This is a genomic window from candidate division WOR-3 bacterium (assembly GCA_016934535.1).
In the GTDB taxonomy this organism is placed as follows: Bacteria; SDB-A; SDB-A; order SDB-A; family SDB-A; genus JAFGIG01.
Genome location: JAFGSQ010000036.1, coordinates 1 through 7,882, shown reverse-complemented (window position 1 = coordinate 7,882; position 7,882 = coordinate 1). Strand labels below are relative to the sequence as shown.

At 44.6% G+C, this 7,882-nt stretch carries 8 protein-coding genes; all 8 read left to right on the top strand.

Features of this window, described 5'->3' with window-relative positions; all coding sequences use genetic code 11:
* Positions 1-9: 9 nt before the first annotated feature.
* The 8 genes from JXL83_05920 (at position 10) to JXL83_05885 (ending at position 7,761) form a co-directional block, all read left to right on the top strand.
* On the top strand, positions 10-1,818 hold the full coding sequence (locus JXL83_05920; GenBank protein MBN2363649.1) for a glutamate mutase L: 1,809 nt from the start codon (positions 10-12) through the stop codon (positions 1,816-1,818).
* 3 nt (positions 1,819-1,821) lie between these two features.
* Entirely contained in the window at positions 1,822-2,949 is a 1,128-nt protein-coding gene (locus tag JXL83_05915; GenBank protein ID MBN2363648.1) for a hypothetical protein, read from the top strand.
* Between the two features lie 2 nt (positions 2,950-2,951).
* Positions 2,952-4,115 carry a fibronectin type III domain-containing protein gene (locus tag JXL83_05910; protein MBN2363647.1) on the top strand — a complete coding sequence of 388 codons (1,164 nt, stop codon included), beginning with the start codon at positions 2,952-2,954 and terminating at the stop codon, positions 4,113-4,115.
* Positions 4,116-4,155: 40 nt separating this feature from the next.
* Complete coding sequence (locus JXL83_05905) at positions 4,156-4,776, top strand: hypothetical protein (protein MBN2363646.1); 621 nt, start codon at positions 4,156-4,158, stop codon at positions 4,774-4,776.
* A 17-nt stretch (positions 4,777-4,793) separates the two neighbouring features.
* Positions 4,794-5,654 carry a hypothetical protein gene (locus JXL83_05900; protein MBN2363645.1) on the top strand — a complete coding sequence of 287 codons (861 nt, stop codon included), beginning with the start codon at positions 4,794-4,796 and terminating at the stop codon, positions 5,652-5,654.
* A 5-nt stretch (positions 5,655-5,659) separates the two neighbouring features.
* Positions 5,660-6,301: a hypothetical protein gene (locus JXL83_05895; protein ID MBN2363644.1), complete on the top strand. Its 642-nt coding sequence runs from the start codon at positions 5,660-5,662 to the stop codon at positions 6,299-6,301.
* Positions 6,302-6,309: 8 nt separating this feature from the next.
* Positions 6,310-7,461: a hypothetical protein gene (locus JXL83_05890; protein MBN2363643.1), complete on the top strand. Its 1,152-nt coding sequence runs from the start codon at positions 6,310-6,312 to the stop codon at positions 7,459-7,461.
* Positions 7,462-7,623: 162 nt separating this feature from the next.
* Positions 7,624-7,761 carry a hypothetical protein gene (locus JXL83_05885; GenBank protein MBN2363642.1) on the top strand — a complete coding sequence of 46 codons (138 nt, stop codon included), beginning with the start codon at positions 7,624-7,626 and terminating at the stop codon, positions 7,759-7,761.
* The last annotated feature ends 121 nt before the right edge of the window (positions 7,762-7,882 follow it).

Here is a 7,882-nt window from a genome sequence, read left to right as displayed (position 1 = left end):
AAGGAACAGATAAAGACAATTCTCGCGACTGACTGCGGATCCACCACTACGAAGGCGATTCTCATTCAGAAAGACGATAAAGCCGGGCGATACAGGCTTATCGTAAGGGGTGAAGCGCCGACTACCGTGGAATCCCCTTTTGAAGACGTCACCATAGGCGTTTTGAATTCTGTCAAGGAAGTGGAAGAACTTGTCGACAGGAAAATAATCGAGAATGACCTCATAGCAAAAGATAAATCCGAAAGCGAGGGTGTGGACATATACATTTCTACATCTTCGGCAGGTGGAGGACTTCAGATGATGGTGGCCGGGGTAGTAAAGAATATGACGGCCGAATCGGCCGCCAGAGCGGCACTCGGCGCAGGATCCATAGTCATGGATGTCATCGCGACGAACGACAAAAGACTTCCCCACCAGAGAATCGAGAGAATAAGAAACCTTAGGCCGGACATGATTCTGCTCTCTGGTGGAATAGACGGCGGGACGACAAAGCACGTCGCTGAACTCGCCGAGCTCATCGCCGCCGCAGATCCGAAACCGCGCTTCGGATCGACATTCAAGCTTCCGGTTATTTTCGCGGGTAACAAGGACGCCAGAGAAATGGTTGCAGAACGGCTCAAGGAAAAGACGGAGCTTTTCATTGTCGACAACCTGAGGCCAATACTCGAAAGAGAAAATTTAAAACCGGCCAGGGACAAGATTCATGACCTTTTCATGGAACACGTGATGGCTCAGGCCCCCGGATACAGAAAGCTTATGTCCTGGACCGACGTCAGTATAATGCCGACGCCCGGAGCTGTCGGACTTCTGATAGAGACGGTTGCTAAACAAGAGAACATTCAGGTCATAGGTGTGGACATAGGAGGAGCTACTACGGACGTATTCAGCGTTTTTGAAGACAAGTCGGAAGGAAAGCCCGTCTTCAACAGAACGGTCTCTGCCAACCTCGGGATGTCATATTCGATTTCGAACGTCATGGCGGAAGCAGGAATTCCAAACATTATGAGGTGGGTCCCTTTCAAGATGGACGAAAAAGACCTGAGGAACAGGATCCGCAATAAAATGATAAGGCCGACGACGATACCTCAGACGCTCGAAGAACTGAAGGTAGAACAGGCCATTGCGAGAGAAGCGCTCAGGCTTGCTTTCATCCAGCACAAATTTATGGCCGTCGGCCTCAAAGGAGTTCAGCAGGAGAGGACTATAGCCGACGCGTTTGATCAGGCGGCGACAGGGACTTCGCTTGTAGATATGATGAAATTAAACATGCTCATAGGCTCGGGAGGAGTTCTTTCGCACGCGCCGAGGAGAGCCCAGTCTGCCTTGATGATGATCGACGCGTTTCTGCCTGAAGGCGATACGATGCTCGCGGTGGACTCGATATTCATGATGCCGCACCTGGGAGTCCTCTCGACGGTTCATCCGGAAGCGGCAACTGAAGTTTTCGACAACGACTGCCTGATAAGACTTGGACACTGCATAGCCCCTGTGGAGAAAAAGAAGAAAAAACCTGGAAATCATTGCATCAAGATAAAATTCGAGAGCGGGAGGGAAGAATCAGTCGAATTCGGAACTTTAAAACTCTTGGAATTTCCTGAAGGCAAAAAGGAAAAGGCGATTATAAGCCCCGAAAGGAATTTCGATGTCGGAGCGGGATTTGGAAAAGAGCTCACGACAGAACTAGAAGGAGGCGTCGTCGGACTGATTGTCGACACACGCGGAAGAAGACCTTTCGAGATAGCCAAAACAGAAGAGGAGCGCGTTCAGAAGCTGACCGCATGGAATAAATCACTCAACATATACCCGGACGAGAGGTGATAAATGGCTCATGCATACACACCCGGACTTATGGTGACTCAGAGAACAGTTCTGAGAAAAGAGAGAAGACTTCCTCTGAAAGGGAAGGTACTCATTGACAAAATCAGCACCCAGGTTAAAGCCGAGGACACAGTAGCCAGGACGGAGTTGCCCGGAAATGTCCTTCCCTATAATCTCGCGGGAAAACTCGGAACAGCGGCTGGCGACGTAAAAAACTCACTGAAAGTTGAAATAGGCGGAAAAATTGAAAAAGGTCAAATCATAGCCGAGACGAAAGGTTTTATGGGACTTTTCAAGGCCTCGGCGAGGTCTCCGATTGACGGCACGCTCGAGAGTGTCTCGGACGTAACAGGTCAGGCTATTTTAAGGGAGCCACCCCAGCCTGTCGAAAAAGACGCCTATATAGACGGAAAAATCGTCGAAGTGTTCCCCGACGAAGGAGTAGTTGTAGAAACTGTCTGCTCTTTCGTCCAGGGAATTTTCGGAATCGGCGGCGAGACCAGGGGTGAAATTCTTCCGGTCGTAAACGATCCTGCCGAAGAACTGCTCGTCAGCCACATAACACCCGAATGCAAGGGCAAAATAGTTATAGGCGGTTCATTCTGTACTTCCGAAGTCATGAAAAAAGCCGCTGAAACCGGCGTCAAAGCTGTAGTCGTGGGAGGCGTGGACGACGAAGACCTCAAGAAATTCATAGGTTACGACATAGGCGTCGCCATTACGGGGCACGAAGATGTCGGACTGACTCTCGTTGTGACGGAAGGTTTCGGAAAGATAGCGATGGCGAATAAAACTTTCAAACTTTTGTCTTCCAAGAAAGGTTCAATGGCTTCGGTAAACGGTGCAACGCAGATAAGGGCGGGGGTCATGAGACCTGAGGTAATAATCCCCATAAAGCTTTCCGATGACGATAAAAAGATAGAGTTCAAAGAATCAGGTATGATGGTAGTAGGCACACTCGTCAGGATAATAAGAGAACCCCACTTCGGTTTGATAGGGGAAGTTTCGGAACTCCCAGCCGAACCCAGGCAAATTGAAACAGAGGCGAAAGTCAGAGTAGTAAAGGTCAAACTACAGGACGGTAAACAGGTGCTGTTGCCGAGAGCTAACGTAGAACTCATCGAGGAGTAGGCATGATTATTCATAGAATTGTTCCAGCGCTTGTCCTGATCTTGTGGGGATATTTGCCCCTGGTTGGGTCTCCAATATGCGTTGAAGACGTCCACGACGACGATGGCTCAGCCCTCATTGTCAGCTGGGAGCCGCCGGGCGATATTCCGGACTTTTTCATGTACAAAATATACAGGAAAGATGCGCCTGACGCCGAATACGTCCAAATAGGCAAATCCAGCGACATTTCAAATACGGTTTTTGTCGACTGCGACCCGAGGGCTCCTTTAAACGCCGGAATGACAGTTTTTTACAGAATTGTCGCTGTTGATGAGAATGAAAATGAATTGCTGGAAATAGGTTTTTCAGAAGAATTCTCGCCTTCATATTCTTTTTTCAACTCGACTAAAAAAAATACCATCATAGCTGTTGCTATTGTTTTTATCGCTTTACTAGTATTTTTAAATATTGCTAAAAAAGGAAAAAGTCTTTTTATAAGGAAAATAGCAGGTCTTGACGCCCTGGATGAAGCAGTAGGAAGAGCGACGGAGATGGGCAGATCGGTTCTCTACGTTCCGGGGCTTTCATCTATGTCTGATATAGCCACTGTCGCTTCTATAAACATTCTCGGACCAGTCGCAAAAAAAGTCGCCGAATACGAGACTAAAATTCTCGTCCCAAACAGAGATCCGATCGTCTATACGATAACACATGAAGTTGTCAAAGAGGCTTACCTTGAAGCAGGAAGACCTGACGCCTTCCAGGAAGACCAGGTCTTTTTTGTCTCAGAAAGTCAGTTTGCTTTTGTCGCCGCCGTAAACGGAATAATGATGAGGGAAAAGCCGGCGACAAACCTTTTCCTTGGTATGTTCTGGGCCGAATCGCTTCTTCTCGCCGAGACAGGAAACGCAACTGGAGCTGTTCAAATAGCAGGGACAGACTCAGTGACACAGCTTCCTTTTTTCGTCACCTCCTGCGATTACACTCTCATTGGAGAAGAACTCTATGCTGCAAGCGCTTACCTGTCACGAGATCCAGTTCTCGTAGGCACTATAAAAGCCCAGGACGTAGAAAAAGCAATGATATTGATTCTTCTCGTTCTACTTTCAATACTGGCTGTTCTGAATTTCAATTTTATCAAATCCGAATTAATGTCAAGAGTAATTATGTCAATTTTTGGATCGTGACAATGATAGAGTTTTCACATAAATCTAAAGGAGTTGGGAAATGTTTTTAAAGAGGACTCTTCCCCTTCTCGTCGTATTTCTGCTCGGCTTGGCTATGATAATCCAGTTTTTCATACCGCATCCAGTGTCGCAGACCTTTTACGACAGTATGGCAGAATGGGTGAGAATATCAGGTGCTTTTGCTTTAGTGCTCGGATTGGCCAGCTTTTTCTACGTCCATACAAGAAAAATAGCGAGAAAGAACAAAGACAGCTTCTATTCTGGTGTAGCTATTTTCTGTCTTCTCGGGATGGCAGGAGTGGGGATTTTTGGAAGAGGCGGAACAAACGGCTGGCTTTTCTCGAATCTCTACAGAAGCATCAATGTCTCTCTCGACTCGACCATGTTCTCTCTTCTTTCATTTTATATAGCTTCCGCCGCGTTCAAATCTTTCAAAGCGAGGAATGCAATGGCTTTTGCACTTTTAGTAACGGCGATAATAGTCATGCTGGGAAGGGTTTCTTTCGGGAGTTTTCTGGACGGAGTAGTTGAGTGGATCCTTGTATATCCTAATACAGCGGCTCAAAGGGGAATTACAATCGGCATAGGTCTGGGGTCAATCGCTACATCTTTGAAAATAATCCTTGGAATTGAGAGGGCGTACCTCGGGGGAGGTGACTGATGAAATTTTGGCTTTTTATGGAAAAATTGGACAGAAGATGGCTTTTTCTGCTAATCGGTTTATCTGTAATTATTCCCTCAATTACTAACCTTAGATTTCCCGTTACAACATCCCCTCCGACTCTCAACCTTTGGAATTTCGTTGACAGCCTCAAATACACCCAAAAACCGATAATAATAGTAACGGATTATTCACCTTCTACTTCACCTGAACTGCAACCCATGGCAAACGCACTCTTCAGACACGCTCTCGAAGCTGACATTCCTGTTATCCTCTATGGAGGACTTTACCCTGATGGTTACGGTTTAGCACAAATAACAGAGAGAACTGTGCTTGAAGAAATGAATTATCACTTAGCGAACGGAGACTCGATTATTTACGGGAAGGATTATGTCTTTTTACCTTTTGCTCCTGGAGGATTAGCTGTAATTGTTGGTATGGGTGAAGACCTGATCGGTACTTTTAGAATTGATGTACACGGTGATAGTTTGAAGTTTTTACCGATGATGGATAACATTAGAAGACTTGAAGACATAGGTTTGATTGTTGATATTGCAGGTTCGGCAGTATCAAGATGGTGGATGATTTATGCCGGAACAAGGTACGGAACCCCGATTGGAGTTGGAACCACTGCGGTCAGCGCTGCTGAATATTATACTTTTCTTCAAACAAGACAGTTTATTGGCATGTTAGGCGGTATGAAAGGCGCGGCTGAATACGAAGAATTAAACGCCCAGAGACTCAACATCGAAGTAAGAAAACAAGCCGGCATTGCAATGGCTTCACAGAATTTTGTTCATATACTCATAATAGTTATGGTTATACTCGGCAACATTTCCTTCTTCGTACTAAAAAAGAACAGAGAGAGGAGGCTCTGATGCACATTTCGACAAGCATTTGGGTATGGATAGCGGCTTTTCTGACGCTGACTATTTATTCCTTTCTATATAAAGACAATCCGCTCTACAGGTTTGCCGAACACGTTTTTGTCGGGGCTTCAGTTGGGTGGTCAATAGCCATTGTATGGCACATGACGGCAATACCTTATATTGCAATGCCTCTTAGAGATGCTTTTATTCAAAGTAACTGGCCCGGATTTATATATGTCGCAATACCGACTCTGCTGGGATCTCTGTATTTTTTCAGATTTTTTCCCAAACAAAGCTGGCTGGCGAGGTGGCCCATAGCTTTGATGATGGGCTATTTCAACGGTATATCAATTTCACCGAGCATTGAAACAAATATTTTTCCGCAAGTCCAGGGTACAATTTTGACGGGATTCAACCCTACAAGTCTGAATTCCTGGTGGGCACTTCTATTACTCGTTGGTGTTGTATCTACTCTTTTTTATTTCTTTTTCTCTCTGAAACACGAAGGCATCGTAGGCAAAACTTCGAGGCTCGGAATATGGTTTGTCATGATAGCTTTCGGAGCATCGTTCGGCTATACGATTATGGCGCGTGTTTCTCTTCTCATAGGCAGAATTCAATTCCTATTGCATGACTGGCTCGGAATTTTAAGATGAAGTGAAACATGAAAACAATACTCGGCGCTTTTATTTTAGTGGTGAGTTTTTCGGCAATAAACGGCGGAGTTTTCGTCGAGGACTTACCGAATGATGACGGATCTGCTCTTTTGGTATTCTGGAATCCAACTGACAATCCTGAAGCTGTTGGTTATCTCGTTTATAGAAAAGATTCTCCCGGAGAAGGTTTTTATTTTTTGGGGAGATTGAGTTCACCAGCAGAGACAGTTTTTGTCGATTGCGATCCGCGATATCCTCTCGAAGCAGGCATGAACGTTTCATACAAAATTGTTGCGGTTTCCCAACAAGAGACAGAGCTTGATGTTATTGGCGAAAGTGATTTTTTCAGTTCATCCGCTTCAATATTCAACAAAACAAAAGTGAATACTTTTCTTGCGGCGGCTTTAGCTTTTATCTTAATAGTTTATTTTATTAATTCTGCGAAGAAGGGTAAACTGCTGTTTATAAGAAAGATAGCCGGATTGGATGCCTTAGACGAAGCCGTAGGAAGAGCGACGGAAATGGGAAGACCTGTTCTTTATGTTCCCGGCCTTTCCACCATGGACGACATAGCAACCGTCGCTTCGATCAACATTCTCGGTCCGGTATCGAAAAAAGTCGCTGAATACGAATCTACAATAATAGTTCCATCAGCAGACCCGATTGTCTATACGGTGACATCGGAAGTAGTGAAGGAATCTTATCTTGAAGCGGGTAGGCCTGACGCCTTTAATTCAGATCAGGTCTTCTTCATATCCGAACACCAATTTGCCTTTGTCGCTGCGGTTAACGGTATAATGCTTAGAGAGAAACCTGCAACCAACCTATTTTTAGGAATGTTTTGGGCTGAATCCCTTCTTTTAGCCGAGACAGGAAATTCTACAGGTGCAATTCAGATAGCAGGAACCGACGCCGTGACTCAGCTTCCGTTTTTTATAACTTCCTGTGACTATACTCTGATAGGAGAGGAGCTATACGCGGCGAGTGCGTATCTATCCAAAGATCCTGTCCTCTGCGCCACCATAAAAGCTCAGGACATTGAAAAGGGGCTGATTATAGTATTACTCGTCGCCCTTTCTGCTCTTTCTGTGCTAAACCTTTTTGTTTTCAAATCTGACGTTATCTGGAGGCTTATCTCAGCATTTTTTAGGGTTGAATGATTATTTTTCATTTTAATATGTAATAATGAGTAAAGTATTGTAGTAGATTATTATGATTGATTATAGATATCAAATTTGGTGACAAATTTTTATATTTTTTGTATATTAGCAAATAACTGTGTGAGATGAGTTTTAAAGGCATTATCAAAAGGAGGAATGGACATGGATAAGTACGAAGAAATTCGCATTGATGAAGAAGTGCCGGATAATGGTGGGACGCCAGTGCAGACTTTGCCGGAATTTGTTGGTGGTTGTTTACCTCCGCCGGTAACCGCCAGTGTGTGTTACATGGTAAGATAATTTTTTGCCTTAGTTTATTTTAGATAAATAAGCTAATTTCAAGGGAATAATTTTTATTATTCCCTTGTAGTTTTATTAAAATTTTATGATTATTAAACTGATTAAAGGAAATTATTTATTT